Source organism: Rhodoferax potami (genome assembly GCF_032193765.1).
In the GTDB taxonomy this organism is placed as follows: domain Bacteria; phylum Pseudomonadota; class Gammaproteobacteria; order Burkholderiales; family Burkholderiaceae_C; genus Allorhodoferax; species Allorhodoferax potami.
The window spans coordinates 2,113,478-2,132,636 of record NZ_JAVBIJ010000001.1 but is presented as its reverse complement, the minus strand read 5'-3'; the positions used below and the strand labels follow the sequence as shown (position 1 = coordinate 2,132,636).

19 protein-coding genes and 1 tRNA gene are annotated in these 19,159 nt (G+C 60.0%); 13 read left to right on the top strand and 7 right to left on the bottom strand.

The window, feature by feature from the left end; all coding sequences use genetic code 11:
- Nucleotides 1-7 precede the first annotated feature (7 nt).
- The 5 genes from RAE21_RS10205 to RAE21_RS10185 all read left to right on the top strand — a co-directional run bounded on the left by RAE21_RS10205 (nt 8) and on the right by RAE21_RS10185 (nt 5,113).
- Complete coding sequence (locus RAE21_RS10205; RefSeq protein ID WP_313881262.1) at nt 8-1,303, top strand: replication-associated recombination protein A; 1,296 nt, start codon at nt 8-10, stop codon at nt 1,301-1,303.
- A gap of 224 nt (nt 1,304-1,527) precedes the next feature.
- The gene (locus tag RAE21_RS10200; protein WP_313875502.1) at nt 1,528-2,457 is read left to right on the top strand and encodes a branched-chain amino acid ABC transporter permease; all 930 of its coding nucleotides are present in this window, start codon (nt 1,528-1,530) and stop codon (nt 2,455-2,457) included.
- 13 nt (nt 2,458-2,470) lie between these two features.
- Nucleotides 2,471-3,556 (top strand): branched-chain amino acid ABC transporter permease, encoded by a 1,086-nt coding sequence (locus tag RAE21_RS10195; RefSeq protein WP_313875503.1) that lies wholly within the window; start codon nt 2,471-2,473, stop codon nt 3,554-3,556.
- A 56-nt stretch (nt 3,557-3,612) separates the two neighbouring features.
- Nucleotides 3,613-4,383: an ABC transporter ATP-binding protein gene (locus RAE21_RS10190; protein WP_313875504.1), complete on the top strand. Its 771-nt coding sequence runs from the start codon at nt 3,613-3,615 to the stop codon at nt 4,381-4,383.
- Between the two features lie 10 nt (nt 4,384-4,393).
- On the top strand, nt 4,394-5,113 hold the full coding sequence (locus RAE21_RS10185) for an ABC transporter ATP-binding protein (RefSeq protein ID WP_313875505.1): 720 nt from the start codon (nt 4,394-4,396) through the stop codon (nt 5,111-5,113).
- 69 nt (nt 5,114-5,182) lie between these two features.
- Here the strand turns inward: RAE21_RS10185 and RAE21_RS10180 are convergent, their stop codons facing one another.
- Complete coding sequence (locus RAE21_RS10180; RefSeq protein ID WP_313881261.1) at nt 5,183-6,232, bottom strand: CDP-6-deoxy-delta-3,4-glucoseen reductase; 1,050 nt, start codon at nt 6,230-6,232, stop codon at nt 5,183-5,185.
- 42 nt (nt 6,233-6,274) lie between these two features.
- On the opposite strand from RAE21_RS10180, the gene RAE21_RS10175 reads away from it, so the two are divergent.
- On the top strand, nt 6,275-7,204 hold the full coding sequence (locus RAE21_RS10175) for an SDR family oxidoreductase (RefSeq protein WP_313881260.1): 930 nt from the start codon (nt 6,275-6,277) through the stop codon (nt 7,202-7,204).
- Here the strand turns inward: RAE21_RS10175 and RAE21_RS10170 are convergent.
- Entirely contained in the window at nt 7,156-7,866 is a 711-nt protein-coding gene (locus RAE21_RS10170; RefSeq protein WP_313881259.1) for a phosphatase PAP2 family protein, read from the bottom strand. The genes RAE21_RS10175 and RAE21_RS10170 overlap by 49 nt on opposite strands.
- A 134-nt stretch (nt 7,867-8,000) precedes the next feature.
- Nucleotides 8,001-8,085: transfer RNA gene (locus RAE21_RS10165), tRNA-Leu, on the bottom strand.
- 39 nt (nt 8,086-8,124) lie between these two features.
- Between RAE21_RS10165 and cysM the strand changes: the two genes are divergently transcribed.
- The 3 genes from cysM to RAE21_RS10150 all read left to right on the top strand — a co-directional run bounded on the left by cysM (nt 8,125) and on the right by RAE21_RS10150 (nt 9,916).
- Entirely contained in the window at nt 8,125-9,027 is a 903-nt protein-coding gene (cysM, locus tag RAE21_RS10160; RefSeq protein WP_313875509.1) for a cysteine synthase CysM, read from the top strand.
- A gap of 80 nt (nt 9,028-9,107) precedes the next feature.
- Nucleotides 9,108-9,659, top strand: coding sequence for an NUDIX domain-containing protein (locus tag RAE21_RS10155; protein ID WP_313881258.1), 552 nt, complete (start codon nt 9,108-9,110; stop codon nt 9,657-9,659).
- 29 nt (nt 9,660-9,688) lie between these two features.
- On the top strand, nt 9,689-9,916 hold the full coding sequence (locus RAE21_RS10150; protein ID WP_313875511.1) for a sulfurtransferase TusA family protein: 228 nt from the start codon (nt 9,689-9,691) through the stop codon (nt 9,914-9,916).
- Between the two features lie 88 nt (nt 9,917-10,004).
- On the opposite strand, the gene RAE21_RS10145 is transcribed toward RAE21_RS10150, so the two are convergent.
- Nucleotides 10,005-12,932 (bottom strand): valine--tRNA ligase, encoded by a 2,928-nt coding sequence (locus RAE21_RS10145; RefSeq protein ID WP_313881257.1) that lies wholly within the window; start codon nt 12,930-12,932, stop codon nt 10,005-10,007.
- Between the two features lie 188 nt (nt 12,933-13,120).
- On the opposite strand from RAE21_RS10145, the gene RAE21_RS10140 reads away from it, so the two are divergent.
- Nucleotides 13,121-13,429, top strand: coding sequence for a DUF1330 domain-containing protein (locus RAE21_RS10140; protein WP_313881256.1), 309 nt, complete (start codon nt 13,121-13,123; stop codon nt 13,427-13,429).
- 16 nt (nt 13,430-13,445) lie between these two features.
- Here the strand turns inward: RAE21_RS10140 and moaC are convergent, their stop codons facing one another.
- From moaC to RAE21_RS10125, 3 genes are all read right to left on the bottom strand, one after another.
- Complete coding sequence (gene moaC / locus RAE21_RS10135) at nt 13,446-13,964, bottom strand: cyclic pyranopterin monophosphate synthase MoaC (RefSeq protein WP_313881255.1); 519 nt, start codon at nt 13,962-13,964, stop codon at nt 13,446-13,448.
- A gap of 69 nt (nt 13,965-14,033) precedes the next feature.
- Complete coding sequence (locus tag RAE21_RS10130) at nt 14,034-14,933, bottom strand: MaoC family dehydratase (protein WP_313881254.1); 900 nt, start codon at nt 14,931-14,933, stop codon at nt 14,034-14,036.
- Nucleotides 14,934-15,047: 114 nt separating this feature from the next.
- The gene (locus RAE21_RS10125) at nt 15,048-16,424 is read right to left on the bottom strand and encodes an esterase-like activity of phytase family protein (RefSeq protein WP_313881253.1); all 1,377 of its coding nucleotides are present in this window, start codon (nt 16,422-16,424) and stop codon (nt 15,048-15,050) included.
- 153 nt (nt 16,425-16,577) lie between these two features.
- On the opposite strand from RAE21_RS10125, the gene yaaA reads away from it, so the two are divergent.
- From yaaA to queF, 3 genes are read left to right on the top strand one after another with little or no spacing between them, the layout of a single operon-like run.
- Nucleotides 16,578-17,351 carry a peroxide stress protein YaaA gene (yaaA, locus tag RAE21_RS10120; RefSeq protein WP_313881252.1) on the top strand — a complete coding sequence of 258 codons (774 nt, stop codon included), beginning with the start codon at nt 16,578-16,580 and terminating at the stop codon, nt 17,349-17,351.
- A gap of 27 nt (nt 17,352-17,378) precedes the next feature.
- Nucleotides 17,379-18,278 carry an alpha/beta fold hydrolase gene (locus tag RAE21_RS10115; RefSeq protein ID WP_313881251.1) on the top strand — a complete coding sequence of 300 codons (900 nt, stop codon included), beginning with the start codon at nt 17,379-17,381 and terminating at the stop codon, nt 18,276-18,278.
- Nucleotides 18,279-19,124, top strand: coding sequence for an NADPH-dependent 7-cyano-7-deazaguanine reductase QueF (gene queF, locus RAE21_RS10110; RefSeq protein ID WP_313881250.1), 846 nt, complete (start codon nt 18,279-18,281; stop codon nt 19,122-19,124).
- Nucleotides 19,125-19,159: the final 35 nt, after the last annotated feature.

Here is a 19,159-nt window from a genome sequence, read left to right as displayed (position 1 = left end):
CGGCACTGTGGCGACATCAACCAACAAGCACCAGCCGCTGGCTGAGTTACTCCGTCCCAGAACACTGGGGCAGGTGATCGGCCAGCAGCATGTGCTGGGCGAGGGCATGGCCCTGCGCCTTGCGTTTGAGTCAGGCCAGCCGCACAGTTGCATTTTGTGGGGCCCTCCGGGTGTGGGCAAAACCACGATTGCGCGCCTTATGGCCGATGCATTCGATGCCCAGTTCATCACGATCAGTGCGGTTCTGGGCGGTATCAAAGAAATTCGTGAGGCGGTAGACCAAGCCATCCTGGCCCGTGACGGGCTGGAGCAGCGCAGAACCATTGTCTTTGTCGACGAGGTGCACCGCTTCAACAAGAGCCAGCAGGATGCGTTTTTGCCCCATGTCGAGAGTGGCTTGTTTACCTTCATTGGCGCGACGACCGAGAACCCTTCGTTCGAGGTGAATTCCGCGCTGTTGTCTCGTGCCGCGGTCTATGTATTGCAGCCCCTAGATACCAGTAGTTTGAAGGAAATAGTGGAGCGGGCCCAGATGCAGCAAACGCTTCCTGCTATTGAAAGCATAGCAATTGACCGCCTGATTGCCTATGCCGACGGCGATGCTCGGCGCTTGCTCAATACCCTGGAGACCTTGGGTGTAGCGGCACGGCAAGAGCAGATGACCGACATCACCGATGCTTGGTTGTTGAAGGTGCTGGGTGAGCGTATGCGCCGCTACGACAAAGGCGGCGAGCAGTTTTACGACACCATTTCGGCGTTGCACAAAAGCGTGCGGGGTTCTGACCCTAATGCTGCCTTGTATTGGTTTACCCGGATGTTGGATGGCGGTGCTGAGCCCCGTTACCTGGCGCGCCGTTTTATCCGGATGGCGGTCGAGGATATCGGCCTGGCAGACCCCCGCGCTTTGCGCATGGCGCTGGATGCGGCGGATGTCTATGAGCGCCTGGGTAGTCCGGAAGGCGAGTTGGCCTTGGCCGAGTGCGTGGTTTATTTGGCTGTCGCCCCTAAAAGCAATGCGGTCTACAAGGCGTTTAACGAGGCCAAGGCCTTCGTCAAAAAAGACGGGACACGTCCTGTACCCTTGCATTTGCGCAATGCCCCCACCAAGCTGATGAAGGAGCTGGATTACGGCAAGGGCTATCGCTATGCCCACGACGAAGAGGGTGGTTTCGCCGCAGGTGAGCGCTATTTGCCGGAGGGCATGCCGGAAACCGAGTTCTACCGCCCCGTGGAGCGCGGTTTGGAGATCCGGATTGCTGAGAAGTTGCGCGATCTGAAAGCGCGCAATCAGAAGAAAAGCTAATAGTGCATGAAATAGGCCACGAGTTGCCGAATCTGCATAGTTCTCAAGGGTAAACCCACCCTGCACCCCCAAGACCCCTTCGCCCGACCTCGCTAGAATCGCGGCACTGCTTTTGGCCTGCACCGCCAGTGAACCTGACGTGGCAGGCTTATTGCTTTCGATGGTCTAACGCCACCAGTGTTGACGGCCATGGCCGTTCGCATATCAGAACAACGGAGTTTTTTATGGATATTTTTATACAGCAGATCATCAACGGTCTGGTGTTGGGTAGCATGTACGCGCTTATCGCGCTCGGCTACACGATGGTGTACGGCATCATCAACTTGATCAACTTCGCCCACGGTGAAGTGGTGATGGTTGGCGCCTTGACCAGCTGGACCATCATCGGTTTGATGCAGGAATCCATGCCCGGAACCCCTGGCTTTGTGATCTTGCTGATCTCTTTGATCATTGCCTGCGTTGTCGCGGCAGCCTTGAACTTTGTGATTGAAAAAGTGGCCTATCGCCCACTGCGTAACAGCCCCAAGCTCGCGCCCCTGATCACGGCTATCGGCATGTCCATTCTCTTGCAGACCTTGGCCATGATCATCTGGAAGCCTAACTACAAGTCGTACCCGACGCTGCTGCCCGGAGACCCGATCGGTATTGCCGGTGCGGTGATCACACCTACCCAAGTCATGATCTTGGGCGTCACGGCCGTGTCTCTTGCTGTCCTGATGTGGTTGGTCAATTACACCAAGCTGGGTCGTGCCATGCGTGCGACGGCTGAGAACCCACGTGTAGCCGCCCTGATGGGTGTGAAGCCTGATGTGGTGATTTCTGCTACCTTCATCATTGGTGCTGTGCTGGCTGCGATTGCCGGTGTGATGTACGCATCCAACTACGGTACCGCCCAGCACGCCATGGGCTTCCTGCCCGGCCTGAAGGCATTCACTGCTGCGGTGTTCGGTGGCATCGGCAACTTGGCTGGTGCGGTCGTCGGTGCGCTGTTGCTGGGTCTGATTGAGGCCATCGGCGCCGGCTACATCGGTGCACTGACTGGCGGCGTATTGGGCAGCCACTACTCCGATATCTTTGCTTTCATTGTGTTGATCATTGTGCTGACTCTGCGTCCCTCCGGTCTGCTGGGTGAGCGCGTTGCGGACCGTGCCTGAGGAGAACCCGCACATGAACCCCCAAAAACGTCTTTTGACCATGCTGGTGGCTGCCGCCGGCTTGATGATTCTGCCTTTCATCTTGCAGGGCTTCGGCAATGCATGGGTGCGCATTGCCGACATGGCTTTGCTGTACGTCTTGCTGGCGATTGGCCTCAACATCGTGGTCGGTTACGCAGGTTTGCTGGACTTGGGCTACGTAGCGTTCTTCGCTATCGGCGCTTATATGTACGGCCTGATGTCGTCGCCGCATCTGATCGAGACTTTCCCTGCCATCGCAGCCATGTTCCCCGATGGCATGCACACCCCTCTCTGGTTGGTCATTCCGCTCGGCGCTGCGCTCGCAGGGGTGTTAGGTGTGCTGCTAGGCGCACCGACATTGCGTTTGCGTGGTGACTATCTGGCGATCGTGACTCTGGGTTTCGGTGAAATCATTCGCGTGTTCATGAACAACTTGGATCACCCGGTCAACATCACCAACGGTCCTAAAGGTATCAACCAAATTGATCCGTTGCACTTCTTTGGTTTGAATCTCGGCAAGAAGCTGACGATTGGCGACTTTGAAATTGCTTCGGTCACCCTGTACTACTACCTGTTCCTCGCCTTGGTGGTGGTCAGTGTCATCATCTCGCACCGTTTGGAGTTGTCCCGTGTTGGCCGTGCGTGGATGGCGATCCGTGAAGACGAAATCGCCGCCAAAGCGATGGGCATCAACACCCGCAACATGAAACTGCTGGCGTTCGGTATGGGCGCTACCTTCGGTGGTGTGTCCGGTGCGATGTTTGCCTCGTTCCAGGGCTTCATTTCTCCAGAGTCGTTCAGCCTGATGGAGTCGGTGATGATCGTGGCCATGGTGGTGCTGGGTGGCGTGGGTTATTTGCCCGGCGTGATTCTGGGTGCCGTCCTGCTGGCTGCCTTGCCTGAAGTGTTGCGTTATGTTGCAGGACCACTGCAGACTATGACCGATGGCCGTTTGGACGCCTCGATTCTTCGTCAGTTGTTGATTGCCTTGGCGATGATCAGCGTGATGCTGTTGCGCCCCCGTGGCTTGTGGCCAGCGCCAGAGCACGGCAAGTCCCTGCAGAACACCAAGAGCTGAAATTTGTGAGCTTCCTGCCGCGAACCGGCAGGAACCTTCAACTGATTGGATAACCTATGACAGATACAGTATTGAACGTCTCCGGCGTCTCCAAGCGCTTCGGTGGCTTGCAGGCTTTGAGCGATGTGGGCATCAAAATCGAGCGCGGTCAGGTCTATGGCCTTATCGGGCCGAACGGTGCCGGCAAAACCACCTTCTTTAACGTGCTGACCGGCTTGTACACACCGGACAGCGGTAACTTTGAGTTGGCAGGCAAAACCTACCATCCGACTGCTGTGCACACCGTCGCGAAAGCCGGCATTGCACGTACTTTTCAAAATATCCGCCTGTTTGCCGAGATGACAGCGCTAGAGAACGTCATGGTGGGTCGCCATATCCGCACCCACTCTGGCTTGTTGGGCGCGATGTTTCGTACCAGCTCGTTCAAAGCCGAAGAAACTGCCATTGCCAAGCGCGCGCAAGAGTTGTTGGACTATGTCGGCATCGGTAAGTTTGCAGACTACAAGGCCCGCACCTTGAGCTATGGCGACCAGCGCCGTCTCGAAATTGCCCGTGCTTTGGCTACTGACCCCCAGTTGATCGCTCTGGACGAGCCTGCAGCGGGTATGAACGCCACCGAAAAAGTGATGCTGCGCGAGCTGATTGACCGGATCCGCAAAGACAACCGCACCATCTTGCTGATCGAGCACGATGTGAAGCTGGTGATGGGCCTGTGTGACCGCGTCACCGTGTTGGACTACGGCAAGCAAATCGCTGAAGGCACGCCCGCGGATGTGCAGAAAAACGAAAAAGTGATTGAGGCCTATCTGGGCACGAGCGGCCACTAAGGATTGACAAATGACTACTAAGACTCTGCTCAAAGTTAAAGGCCTGAAAGTGGCTTACGGCGGCATTCAAGCCGTCAAGGGCGTGGACTTCGAAGTGCACGAAGGCGAATTGGTGTCCCTGATCGGCTCTAACGGTGCTGGCAAGACCACCACCATGAAAGCCATTACTGGCACCTTGCCCATCAATGCCGGTGACATCGAATACCTCGGCAAAAGCATCAAAGGCCAAGGCCCTTGGGACTTGGTCAAGCAAGGCTTGGCGATGGTGCCGGAAGGTCGCGGGGTTTTCACCCGCATGACCATCACCGAAAACCTGCAAATGGGTGCCTTCATCCGTAGCGACAAAGCCGGTATCTTGGCGGACATCGAAAAGATGTTCACCATTTTCCCGCGACTGCGTGAGCGCAAAGACCAGCTGGCTGGCACCATGTCCGGTGGCGAGCAGCAGATGCTGGCCATGGGTCGTGCTTTGATGAGCCGCCCCAAAGTGTTGCTTCTGGACGAGCCATCCATGGGTCTGTCCCCCATCATGGTGGACAAGATCTTCGAAGTGGTGAAGGACGTGTATGCCCAAGGCGTAACGGTCTTGCTGGTTGAGCAAAACGCCAGCCGTGCTTTGTCTATTGCTAACCGTGGCTATGTGATGGAGTCCGGCATCGTCACGATGACGGGCGACGCCAAAGACATGCTCACGGACCCGAAGGTACGCGCCGCCTACCTCGGCGAGTAAGCTGTCTACCGGCCCCCGGACTGCCCGGCGTGTTCACACGCTTGGCAGTCCGGGGGCTATTTTTTTACATCAGCTATTGGCTTTGTCAGCCTCCGAGGTGAATGCGTCGGCATAAAACTCTTCAGGCGGTAGGCCTGCGTATGCGACAAAATCGCGACGGGCTGACTCCACGACGATCGGTGCACCACAGGCATAGACCTGATACTCGCGCATGTCTTGGAAGTCTTCAAGGGCGGCTTGGTGCACAAAGCCCACGCGGCCGGTCCATTGATCCTCGTCCAGCGCGTCAGATACGACGGGAACGTAGCGCAAGGATGGCATCCTGTTTTGGAGTTCTTTGACCCAGCCATCCATATACAGGTCAGCCGGGCGGCGTCCGCCCCAGTACAGCGCGACCGGACGTGTGGAACCCGCCGACTCCATCTGCTCCAGCAAGGCTTTGATAGGTGCAAAGCCAGTGCCTGAGGCAACCATCACGATGGCTTTGTCGGATTCTTCCCGCAGGTAGAAAGACCCGTGCGGGCCCTCCACACGCAAGATCTCTTTTTCTTTCATGCTGCCGAACACATGGTCGGTGAATTTTCCGCCCGGCATGTGCCGGATGTGCAGTTCTACGCTGTTACCTTGTGGGGCGTTCGCCATCGAGTAGCTGCGGCGCGCGCCATCGCGCAGCAAGAATTCAATGTATTGGCCCGCTTTGTATTGAAAAGAGTCGTTGGCCGGGAGCTGTAGCTGGATCAGCATCACATCAGCAGACACCTTCTGCAGGGAGGTCACTCGGGTAGGCATTTTTTTGATCGGCAGTGCGCCTTCTGCGGAGACCTGGCGCGACTCCAGCACCACGTCAGAGGTCGCTGTGGCACAGCAGGTCAGCACCAAGCCTTGGGACTCCTCTTCGGGGCTCAGGGCTTTTGTTTGGTGGGCGCCATGCACCACGCTACCGGACAGCATCTTGCACTTGCAAGAGCCGCACGCACCGTCTTTGCAGCCATATGGCAAACCCACGCCTTGGCGGATACCCGCGGCCAACAAGGTTTCATCACTTTGCGCGCTGAATTGACGGCCACTGGGCTGCACCGTGATGGAAAAAGGGGCCGCGGCGGAGAGGGTCTCGCTCATCTTGGGTATCCTAGCTAGCTGCTGTGTAGAAAGCCCTCGATTTTGCCCTCAAACCAATCCCCACTTGGCGCGCTCCCCGCGCGCTTCCGTCGTCCGCGTGTTCTGATCATCGGGTGTGGTGATGTGGGGATGCGGGTCGTACGCGCCATGGGCGCGCGCGTTCAGTGGATGGCGCTCACATCCAGTCCAGATCGCGTCCCGGCGCTCCGGCAAGCCGGTGTCAGGCCCTTACTGGGCAACCTTGACCGGCACGTGACGTTGCACCGTTTGGCGGGCTTGGCAGATCGTGTGCTCTACCTGGCACCCCCACCCACGGAGGGCTGGTCGGACCCGCGTATCCTGGAAGCTACCCAGGCCCTGCGCCGACGTAGCCCGCCACGCGCCTTGGTTTACGGGTCCACTACCGGCGTCTATGGCGATTGCCAGGGCCAGTGGGTGACAGAAGAGCGCGTTCTGGCGCCCCAAACTCCTAGGGCGCAACGCAGGGTTCATGCAGAAGCGGTGGTCCGCACGTGGGGCAAAGCCACGGGTACGCCTGTCTCCGTACTCAGAATCCCCGGCATTTATGCGCCGGATCGGGTCGGCGGTACACCGAAAACGCGCCTCCAAAAAGGCACGCCGGTCTTGCAGGCTGACGATGATGTGTACACCAACCACATACACGCAGAGGATCTGGCAGCAGCTTGCTGGCGTGCTCTTTGGAAAGGTGCGCCCCAGCGGGTCTATAACGTCTGCGATGACACCCGCTTGAAAATGGGAGACTACTTTGACCTCGCGGCAGACCTGTACGGGCTGCCCAGGCCACCAAGGGTGCCCCGTGGCACCGCGGTGGAGCAGCTACCTGTGATGCTGCTGACGTTCATGAGTGAATCCCGGCGCATCAACAACAACCGCATGAAAGCGGAGTTGGGTCTGAAACTGCGTTATCCGGATGTAGCCACCGGCTTGGTCTCGTCACCGGACGGCGCGTAAAGTCTGGACAAGACTTTCCAGACCAGCCAGCTGGTCATCAGGGTGATGGGGCCTGCCCACAAAACATCACTGAACCAGTGGGCAACCGCTGACATCCGCGAAAACCCAATGGCCAGGCCAGCGCTGGTTCCCGCTATCAGCCACCACCTGCGGCGACGCGCCTGAATCAGCATGAGGCTGCAGAAAAAGAATCCGCACGCTACATGGCCGCTCACGAAGGAGCAATTGTTGTCGCATTGATCGGTGATCACGGTCGCACGGGTGAACTGCTGAGTGCCACCGAAGATTTCAACCTGGTAAGGCCGCGCACGTTGCCAATTTTCCTTGAAGCCTAGGTTGACCACGGCACCGGGGCCTGCGATACCGGCACACACCACAAACGCCAGAGGCAGCCTCCAGGCTTTGTAACGCGAAAGAAGATGAGAGGTCAGCCAGCCCACAGCAGCCACCAGCAACATGACGCGGAATGCCGCAGGCGCCCATGCGTTGATCCATTCGACCCACCACCAGGTGCGGGAGGCAATGGCCGGTGTGTCGCCCACAAACAAGGCAGCGGCTTGTATATCCAGAGTGGGCCACAGCGTTGGCACCAGAGCGGCCACGATCATGGCAGCGACAAGCTGCCAAAACAGCAGTGGAGTGGAGTTCACAGGGTGCGACATGGCGTGGGCGCGTGCAATTCAAAAACCAAGGATTGTGAATCAAGCCGGCTCCAGCCCCCGGGGTCGCAGGGCTTTCCCGCTTGAGACGCACATAAAGAAAAAGCCGAATGTTCAAAGAACATTCGGCTTTAATCTGGTGCCCAGGGCCGGACTCGAACCGGCACGCCTTGCGGCGGGGGATTTTGAGTCCCCTGAGTCTACCAATTTCACCACCTGGGCAGGTAATTTGTGAAGCTCGAATTATGGCACATTTACGGGATGAAATATCCAACTATTGAAGAAGCAATCGGAAAAACTCCTTTGGTCGCGTTGCAACGCATCCAAAACACGGACAACCAGGCCCGAAATAACGTGGTTTTGGGCAAGCTCGAGGGCAATAACCCGGCCGGGTCTGTGAAAGACCGCCCCGCCTTGTCCATGATCCAGCGTGCCCAGGAGCGTGGCGACATCCAGCCAGGTGACACCCTGATCGAGGCTACCTCCGGTAACACCGGCATTGCCTTGGCAATGGCTGCGGCCGTCAAGGGCTACCGCATGGTGCTGATCATGCCCGAGGACTTGTCGATCGAGCGCGCCCAAACCATGAAGGCGTTTGGTGCCGAACTCATCCTCACGCCCAAGAGCGGCGGCATGGAGTACGCCCGTGACTTGGCCGAGCAAATGCAGCGCGAGGGCAAAGGCCGCGTGCTTGACCAGTTTGCCAATGGCGACAACCCGCGCGTGCATTACGAGACGACCGGCCCCGAGATTTGGGAGCAAACCGGTGGGCGCATCACCCACTTCGTGAGTGCCATGGGGACTACCGGCACGATCACGGGCGTCTCGCGTTTCCTGAAAGAAAAGAACCCGGCGATACGCATCGTCGGCGCACAGCCTTCAGAGGGTTCGCGGATTCCCGGGATCCGCAAATGGCCGCAAGAATACCTGCCCAAAATCTACGATCCCCGCAATGTGGATGAGCTGGTTTACGTCAGTCAGGCAGACGCGGAAGACATGTGCCGCCGTATGGCGCGTGAGGAGGGCATCTTTGGCGGTATCTCGGCAGCCGGCGCTTGCTGGGTCGCGCAAGAAATTGCCAAGCGCGAGCGGGATGCCGTGATTGTGTTTATCGTGTGCGACCGCGGTGACCGTTATTTGTCCACCGGCGTGTTCCCCGCGTAATGCACAGTTTTGAATGAAATAGGCCGCTAGCGCTCTACCCGAGTGCGGCGGAAGCTCCTAAAATAATAGCAAAGGCCGCTATGTCTGCAGTGTTCAAGTTCTGTCCGCAGTGTGCAACTCCGCTGGCCGAGATCACATTGCCTGAAGACGGTGGCGACAAAACACGCTGGCGTTGCACGGCGTGCGACTTCACCCACTGGAACAACCCGACCCCCGTGCTCGCGGCGGTGATTGAGTACAACGGCCAGATCCTGCTGGCTCGCAATGCAGCCTGGCCGGGCAAGATGTACGCCCTCATTACCGGTTTTATGGAGGCTGGTGAGACGCCCGAGGAGGGCATTGCCCGCGAGATTGCCGAAGAAACCAGCCTCAGTACCAGCGCGCTCAGCCTGTTGGGGGTGTATGACTTTCAGCGAATGAACCAGGTCATCATTGCCTACCACGCGGTCTGCCACGGCGAGGTGGCTTTGAGCCCGGAGCTGGTGGATTACCGCCTGTATGACCTGCAGGACGTGAAATGCTGGCCCGCCGGTACCGGCTATGCCCTGGCGGCGTTTTTGCGCTCACGCGGCCATGAGCCCCGGTTCATCGAACCGGTATGGCGCAAAGAGATTGAGCCAGCGGACGACTAAAATCAGCCCAACGCCAGAAAGCAGCCTGCATGAACTTCGACAAAGAAATTGACACCAGCGGTCTGAATTGCCCGCTGCCCATCCTCAAAGCCAAAAAAGCACTCGCGGAGCTGCAAAGCGGCCAAACGCTCAAGGTGGTGGCGACCGACCCCGGCTCGCTGCGGGATTTTCAGGCCTTCACCAAGCAGACCGGGCATGAATTGATTGACCAGCAAACCGCTGGAACTATTTTTATCCATGTGCTCCGCCGCCGTTAAGCCGCTTCACCCATGAAAAAAGCCGGTCTCAGAACCGGCTTTTTTCATGGGGCTGCCGGGGTGAGCGGCAGCATGCGAATGCGCGCAATCAGCCCAAGCGGGCCAGTTGCTCTTTCACCTTTTCCAGCGTGGCAGCAAAGTCCGCCACGCGCTTGCGCTCCTGCTCCAGCACCGCTGCAGGTGCCTTGGCCACAAACGCTTCGTTGCTGAGCTTGACGCTGGCTTTGGTGATTTGCTCTTCCAAGCGGGTCACTTCTTTGCCGAGACGGATTTTTTCAGCCGCTACGTCGACTTCCACAAACAGGCAGACACGCGCCTCACCCACCACCGCCACCGGGGCAGACTGGGCTGCGGCTTGCCAGCTGGCTTCGTCTGCAAACACCTTCACTTCGCTCAGCTTGGCCAAGGCCTGCAGAACGGCCGCAGACGACTGCAGGAACGCGGCCTCTGCGGCGGTTTGGGCCACCACATAAAGCGGCAAGCGGGCCGCGGGTGACACGTTCATCTCGCCGCGCAGGTTGCGGCAGGCATCCACCAGCAACTTCAGTTTGGCGACGTGGGCGATCGAGGCCTCGTCAATGCGCTCGAGCTGGGCTTGTGGATAGGCGGCAATCGACACCGACGGGCCGCTGCGGCCTGCGACCGGTGCCACCTTTTGCCACAGCTCTTCGGTAATGAACGGCGCGATCGGGTGCAGCAGGCGTTGGATGGTTTCCAGCGTGCGGATCAGGGTACGGCGCGTGGCGCGCTTCTGGGCGTCGTTACCGGTGTTGATCTGCACTTTGGCGATTTCCAGGTACCAGTCGCAGAACTCGTTCCACACATAGTCGTAAATCGTGTTGGCCACGTTGTCCAAGCGGTACTCTGCGAAGCCCTTGGCCACTTCGGCTTCGGTTTTTTGCAGCAGGGACACGATCCAGCGGTCGGCTTGGCTGAACTCGAGGTAGCTGCCGCTCGCGCAGGCGGCCGTATCGTGGTCTTGCAAGCCGCAGTCTTGACCTTCGCAGTTCATCAGCACAAAGCGGGTGGCGTTCCACAGCTTGTTGCAGAAGTTGCGGTAGCCCTCGCAGCGCTTGCTGTCGAAGTTGATGCTGCGACCCAGCGAGGCAAGTGCGGCAAAAGTGAAGCGCAGCGCGTCAGCACCGTAGGCGGGAATGCCCTCGGGGAATTCCTTTTGCGTGTTCTTGCGCACCGCAGGCGCGGTCTCGGGCTTGCGCAGGCCGGTGGTGCGCTTGTCCAGCAGGGGCTCCAGCGCAATGCCGTCAATCAGGTCCACGGGGTCGAGCACGTTACCTTCAGACTTGCTCATTTTCTTGCCCTGTGCATCGCGCACCAGGCCGTGGATGTAGACATGTTTGAACGGCACGCGGCCGGTGAAGTGCGTGGTCATCATGATCATCCGGGCGACCCAGAAGAAGATGATGTCGTAGCCGGTCACCAGCGTGCTGCTGGGGAGGTAGAGGTTGTAGTCGTCGGTGGCACCGGTGCCGGCGCCTTCGTTGCCCCAGCCCATGGTGCTGAAGGGCACCAGCGCGCTGGAGTACCAGGTGTCGAGCACGTCTTCGTCACGGCGTAGGGTTTTGCCAGGCGCTTTGGCTTGGGCTTCGACTTCGTTGCGGGCCACGATCACGTTACCGTCTTCGTCGTACCACGCTGGAATCTGGTGGCCCCACCAGAGCTGGCGGCTGATACACCAGTCCTGGATGTTGTTCATCCACTGGTTGTAGGTATTGACCCAGTTTTCGGGCACAAACTTCACGTCACCGCTCTGCACAGCGTCGATGGCTTTCTGGGCGATGGACTTGCCGGTGGCGTCGCCTTTGCCCACCTGGTTCATGGCGACAAACCATTGGTCGGTGAGCATGGGCTCAATGACCTGGCCGGTGCGGGCGCAACGCGGCACCATGAGCTTGTGTTTCTTGACTTCCACCAGGAAACCACCGGCTTCGAGGTCTGCCACCACTTTTTTGCGGGCCACGAAGCGGTCCAGGCCTTGGTATGCAGCGGGGGCGTTCTCGTTGATCTTGGCGTCCAGGGTGAGCACGCAGATCATGGGCAGCTTGTGGCGCTGGCCGACGGCATAGTCGTTCTGGTCGTGCGCGGGGGTGACCTTCACCACGCCGGTACCGAAGGCTTTGTCCACGTAATCGTCCGCAATTACGGGGATGGTGCGGCCGCATAGGGGCAGGGTGACCTGCTTGCCGATCAGCGCGGTGTAGCGCTCGTCTTCGGGGTGCACCATTACGGCCACGTCGCCCAGCATGGTCTCTGGGCGGGTGGTGGCTACGGTGATGTCACCGGAGCCGTCGGCCAACGGGTAGCGGATGTGCCAGAGCGAGCCGTCTTCCTCTTCGCTTTCCACTTCCAGGTCGGACACGGCGCTCATCAAAATCGGGTCCCAGTTCACCAGGCGCTTGCCGCGGTAGATCAGGCCTTGCTCGTAGAGCTGCACAAAGGTCTCGGTGACCGTTTGCGACAGCTTGGGGTCCATGGTGAAGTACTCGCGGCTCCAGTCCACGCTGTCGCCCATGCGGCGCATCTGGGTGGTGATGGTGTTGCCAGACTTTTCTTTCCACTCCCAGACCTTTTTGGTGAAGGCTTCACGGCCCAGGTCGTGGCGGCTGACTTTTTGCTCTTGCAGCTGGCGCTCCACCACGATCTGGGTGGCAATGCCGGCGTGGTCGGTGCCCGGAATCCACGCGGTGTTGAACCCGGCCATGCGGTGGTAGCGGGTCAGGCTGTCCATGATGGTCTGGTTGAACGCATGGCCCATGTGCAGCGTGCCCGTCACGTTGGGTGGCGGCAGCTGGATGGAGAAGTTCTTGCCCTCGGCAGCCGCAGCCGCATCCGGCGCGCTGGTGCCGCGGAAGCCGGCGATGCCGTAGCCGCGCTTTTCCCACTCGGGGCCCCAGTGCGCTTCCAGCGCAGCGGGTTCAAACGACTTGGAGAGGGATTGCAGACCCGGTTGTTCGGGGGCGGTGGGGGCGGCAATGGGGGTGTTGGCGTTGTCAGACATGGAGGTTCTTCTAAGAGCGAGCGGCGATTTTACCGGTGCAGGGCTATACCCCGGTATTTGCTATGCTTTTGATAGCTATTGGCGCATATTCAACGAGCGCTAGGGGCATATTTCATCGGTAATCCTGCGCGGGGCAGCCGGGGGCTGCATCTTCTACACTGTTGCCCAGCATTCCACAGGAGACAAACATGCCCAAGGGTTACTGGATAGGCCGTGTAGAGGTGTTCGATGTTGAGGCCTACAAGGCGTATCAGGCCGCGAACGCCGCGCCGTTCAAAAAATATGGCGCCCGCTTTCTGGTGCGCGCCGGTCGCTTTGAGACGCCCGAGGGTGAGAGCCGCAGCCGCAATGTGGTGATTGAATTCCCCAGCTACCAGGCGGCGGTGGACTGCTGGCATTCACCCGAATACCAAGCCGCAATCGCCCTGCGCAAAGACGTGTCGGTGATTGACCTGATTTTGATCGAGGGCTACGAGGGCGCGCAGCCGGGGGATTAAGCGGCTTGCAGCGCGGTCAGGCGGTGGGCGGGGCGAGGTAGGTGCCCGATTTGCCACCGTGCTTTTCCAACAGCTTCACATCGGTCATGACCATGCCTTTGTCGACCGCCTTGCACATGTCGTAAATGGTGAGCAGGGTGATCTGCACGGCGGTCAGCGCTTCCATTTCCACGCCGGTGCCGCCAGTGGTCTCGGCAATGGCCAGGCACTGGATGGCGGGCAGGGTGGTAGCAGTGGCGTGCACCACTTCAAATTCGATAGCCACGCGGGTCAGCATGATGGGATGGCACAGGGGAATCAGGTCGCTGGTTTTCTTGGCGGCCATGATGCCGGCCACACGCGCCACGCCCAGCACATCGCCTTTGGCGGCTTGCGCGTTCTGGATCAGGTCCAGCGTGTGCTGCTGCATCTGGATGCGCCCGCCCGCTACTGCTTTGCGGTGCGTCAACGGTTTGCCGGCGATATTGACCATGTGGGCATCGCCCTTGGTATCAAAGTGGGTCAGGGCGGAGCCTGCGTCTGCGGGGTTGCTCATGGTGGTGTCCTCGTTCGCAATCAATCATTCGTGTGGCGGGCAGCCTGTGTGCCGGGTGCTGTCTGTGCCTTACAGCCTGCGCAGCGCGCCTTCGATATGCGGCTCGCCGTGTGGCAGCACGTTCAGCACAAACCGTGTGCTGTCCGCCTCTTGCCGGGTATGTAAGGCCACTTCGCCCGGAATCAACAGGGGGCGCTTGAAGCGCAGGTCGATGTGCAGCGGTGCGCAGGCCGGCAGGTCGCGGCAGAGCAGGTCCACACAGCGGGCTGCGCTGAACATGCCGTGCCCGATCGCCCGCGGGTAGCCGAAGAGGCGCGCAGTGATGGCACTCACGTGGATGGGGTTCCAGTCGCCGGAGGGGCCGGCAAAGCGGCGCCCGGCATTGCCCGCCACCCCCCAGCGGGCTACGGGGGCGCCCCAGTCGGGCTGCGCGTCGGGTGGCGCGCGTTTGTCACTGCGGGGCAAGGGGGCCATGAAGGTGCTGGTCTCGGTCCAGACGGTTTCACTGCCCGTGTGCAGACGGGTGTGCAGGGTGAAGGTCTGGCCGCGCTCGGTCGCCTCCATGCCGTGCAGCTGGCAGTCCATGTCCAGCGTCTCGAAGTCGCCGATGGGGCGCAGGCACTGCATGCTGTTGGACAGATGCACTAGGCCCAGCAGGCGCAGGGGAAACTGCGGGTGGCTCATGATCGCCATGTGCAGGGGCATGGCCATGGCGTGCAGGTACAGCGGGGGCAGAAAGCCGGCGTTTGTGAGGCCGCAGACCTCGCGGTACTGCTTGAGGCGTTTGGCGTCGGCCTGGGCGCCATGCCAAGTGGCCTGAATGGCAATGCCGTGTTGTTCAGGCGCAGCCTGCGCCGGGCGGGCCGCCAACAGGCTCCGGAACAAGGCCCCGGCATTGCGGGGCCGGGAAGAAAACGCCAGAGAAATGGGGGGCGACACAGTCAGAGGCATGGTGCCGCCATTGTGCATGGCGGCACCGGCCTCAGCCCTCTGACGAGGGACAATTTTGCGCAGGGCCGACCCCAGCAAAATGCGCCCCCCGGGGGCAGCGACCCGCGCAGCGGCGGAGCGTGGGGGCCTTGTTTACTTCGCGTCAATGAGCGCCTGGATGTTGAGCAGGGTCAGCTCGTTGTCATCCGGCTTGCCCAGTGTGCGGCCGCTGGAGTAAGGGAAGTTGTTGTCGTTCACCACCACGATATGTTTAGCGTCTACCACCGTCAGGCCTTCAGGTCCGAGGTGGGGCAGCACAAAGGTTTCCTCGTTCGGCCCAAGCTTGGCCAAGCGCTGGGGATCAGCGATTTTGGTGAGGTCGATATAGGCCACCTTCTTCACAAAGCCATCGGCGTCCGCTTGGGCGAAGTCGATCTTGTAGACGCGCTTGAACTTGGCAGGGCGGGTGAAGCAGTCGGTGCGCGGCTCGTCCTTACACACGTTGCCGGAGCCTTCGGTCATGTCATCACGCTCAATAACAAGGCCGGTGGTAGCGCTCAGCATCTGGAAGTCGGCAGCCACATTGCCCGCCTCTTCAAACGCGTATTTCCACTGGCGGGTGCTGTAGGTTTTGCTGGCGGCATCCAGTTCCAGAATGCGGGTGTAGGGCTTGCCGTTGCGGCTTTCCTGGGCCTTGGTGGCACCGTCCCACAAGGGCCACTCAAACATGGGGTACAGGGTTTTGCCGTCCAGCGACTTGGCCATGGGCTCAAAGCCACCGCTGCGGCGTGCTTCAAAGCTTGCGTCGCCGGGGTAGTTGGGCAGGCGGCCGTTCATGTAGTGGTCGGGGCTGCGGTAGGCCTTCCCGCCCACCACGGTCTCCACCACGCCCAGCACCTTGCCTTGGGGGGTGACGCGCAGCACATAAGGGCCGAACTCGTCGCCGATCCACCACTCATCGCCCACCACTTGGATGGACTCAGGGTCGAAATCGATGCCGGTCAAAAAGCGCTCAGCGGTGGCTTCGTTCTGGATGGCGAAGGGCACTTTGCGGTCGGGGTCGTGCAGGAAGGTGGTTTTGAGGCGGGTGACTTCGCCCTTGGCCCAATCGGCTTTGACGTTGTGCACCATCAGCAGTGCGTCTTGCGAGTTGAGTTTGCTGCCGAAGCCGTTGTCGGTAAGGGCCAGAAACTCGGCGTTGCCCAAAGAAACGATGCCCGAGAACCCTTGCACTGATTGGCCCTTGATAGGCAGGGTGCCGCCGGATTTACGGGGGTACTTGGCATCGCCCACGAAGGTAACGCCTTCGATGCTGTTCAGCACTTCGGTGCGTTGGCGGTTGGCGGCGTTGAATTTGCCAGCGGTCTCAAAGAAGGGGCCTGCAGCCTTGGGGGCTTCCACCGTGGTGAAGGTAGACAAGGCCGCGTGGCCGGCCAACACGGCGGTCACTTCCGTTTGCGCGGACGCGCTCATGGCAGTCGCTGCCAAGGCGAGTGCAGCAGCGAGACGGGTGGGGGAAAAAGCGATCATGGTGGTCAAGACTCCCTGTTGAAGAAGGCGCCGAGACTAAGCCGCTCATATGAAGAAGCTGTGACGCTCAGCCGGGGCTTGCCACCCGTGCCCTGTGGGTAACCGGCCTTCGCGATAAACTGGCCGGCCCGCCCCGCGCAGTCCCGAATAGCCATGTTGTTTTTGATTTCTCCTGCCAAGTCTCTGGACTACGACACCCCCCTGAACGGCCAGCCACACACCGCGCCGATGTTCGTGAAGCAGTCGGCGGAGCTCATTGGCCTGCTGCGCGCGTATTCGCCGCAACAAATTGCCGAGCTAATGGATCTGAGCGACAAGCTCTCCACCCTCAACGTAGCGCGCTATGAAGCCTGGTCCCCTAAAGCCACCCAGAAGAACGCCCGCCAAGCCGTGCTGGCATTCAACGGCGATGTGTATGACGGGCTGGACGCCAAGACCCTGGGCGCTGAGGACCTGGCTTGGGCGCAAGATCATTTGTGTATTTTGAGTGGCCTCTATGGCGTGTTGCGCCCGCTGGACCTGATGCAGCCTTACCGGCTCGAGATGGGCACTGGCCTCAAGGGCCCGCACGGCAACAACCTTTACCACTACTGGGGCAGCCAGCTCTCGGACTACCTGAACACCCGCCTGAAAGCTGACACCACCCCGGTGGTGGTGAACTTGGCGTCGAACGAGTACTTCAAGTCGGTGGACCTCAAAGCCCTGAAGGGCCGGGTGGTGGAGTGCGTGTTCCAGGAATACAAAGACGGCAAATACAAAATCATCAGCTTTTTTGCCAAAAAAGCGCGGGGCCTGATGGCGCGCTACGCCATCGAGAACCGCCTGAGCACGCCTGAGCAGCTCAAAGGGTTTGATGTGGAGGGCTATACATTTGCCGCTGAAGAGTCCACGCAGGAGCGGTTGGTTTTCAGAAGAAAACAGGGCTGAGCGCCCGTTGATATTGCGCGAGGAGCTATGAAAATAAGAGCAAACGGTATCAATATCGAAGTCGAAGACAGCGCCCAGCGCGACCCCGCTTTTGCCGGCAAACCGGCGGTGCTGCTCATCATGGGGCTGGGTCTGCAGTTGATTGCATGGCCCGCCGATCTGGTGCAGGGTTTGGAGGCCGCAGGCTACCGCGTGATCCGCTTCGACAATCGCGACGTAGGGCTGAGCAGCCGCATCGAAGAGGCGGGCAAACCCAATATTTTTTGGGCCAGCTTGCAGCACAAGTTCGGCTTTACCCCCGCTGCACCTTACAGCTTGAGCGATATGGCGGCGGATGCGCTGGGTGTCCTCGATGCAGTGGGCGTGCAAAAGGCCCATGTCGTGGGCATGAGCATGGGCGGAATGATTGCCCAACGCGTGACCCTTGCAGCGCCTCAACGCGTGTTGAGCCTTACCAGCATCATGAGTAGCAGCAGTGCGAAAGGCCTGCCCGGTCCGGCGCCGGAGGTCTTGCGCGCCATGCTGCGGCGCCCTACTGGCAGCAGCAAAGCCGAGATGGTGGAGCACTCATTGCGCCTGTTTCAGGCGATCGGCAGCCCCGCCTTCCCTACGCCAGAAGACGATTTGCGGGCCCGGATTGCCCGGGGCGTGGACCGCGCTATGTACCCGGTGGGCACCTTGCGGCAAATGCTGGCCGTGGTGGCAGATGGTGCGCGCACCGCGCTATTGCCCCGCATCACGGCGCCCACCTTGGTCATCCACGGCACCGCCGACCCGTTGATTCCTTTTGCCTGCGGTGAAGACACAGCCCGTCGCATCCCGGGCGCGACCCTCTTGCCCATTGAGGGCATGGGCCATGACCTGCCCACCGAGCCTGTGCGCCGCATTCTGGCCGCGCTGCTGGCCCACTTTGACCGGAAACATTGAATGAACACCCCTGAGCAATCCCAACTTGGCAAATCTTCGGCGTATGTCGATCAGTACGACGCTTCGTTGTTGTTTCCTATCCCCCGAGCGGGCAAGCGCGCGGAGATCGGTATTACCGGTGCTGCTCCGTTTTTCGGCGCCGACATGTGGACGGCATTTGAGCTGAGCTGGCTCAACCTGCGCGGCAAGCCCCAGGTCGCGTTGGCGCACTTCACCATCCCTGCTGAGACGCCCAACATCATCGAAAGCAAGTCTTTCAAGCTGTATCTCAACAGCTTCAACAACACCCGTTTTGCCGATGCCTCCGAAGTGCTGGCCCGTTTGCGGGCGGATATTGCGGAGGCGGCGTGGCGGGGCGGCCCGGTGCAATCGGTCGGTGTGCGCTTGATTGCGGCCGAGCAGTTCGACCGCGAGCCGGTGTATGAGCTGGATGGCCTGAGCCTGGATCGCCTGGATGTGGAGTGCACCCACTACCAGCCCGCGCCTGAACTGCTGGTCACGGCGCCGGCGGCAGAAGGCATTGTGACCGAGGTGCTGGTGAGTAACCTGCTCAAAAGCAACTGCCTGGTGACCGGCCAGCCCGATTGGGGCAGTGTGCAGATCAGCTACACCGGTTTGCAGATCCAGCAGGAAGGCTTGTTGCAGTATCTGGTGAGTTTTCGCAACCACAACGAGTTCCACGAACAATGCGTGGAGCGCATCTTTATGGACATCTGGGCCCGCTGCAAGCCCGCCAAATTGACGGTGTATGCGCGCTACACCCGCCGTGGCGGGCTGGATATCAACCCCCTGCGCACCAGCCACCCGCAAGCTTTGCCGGGCAACACCCGCACCGCCCGACAATAAATTTGCTATAAAAAATATAGCTACCTGCGCAATAT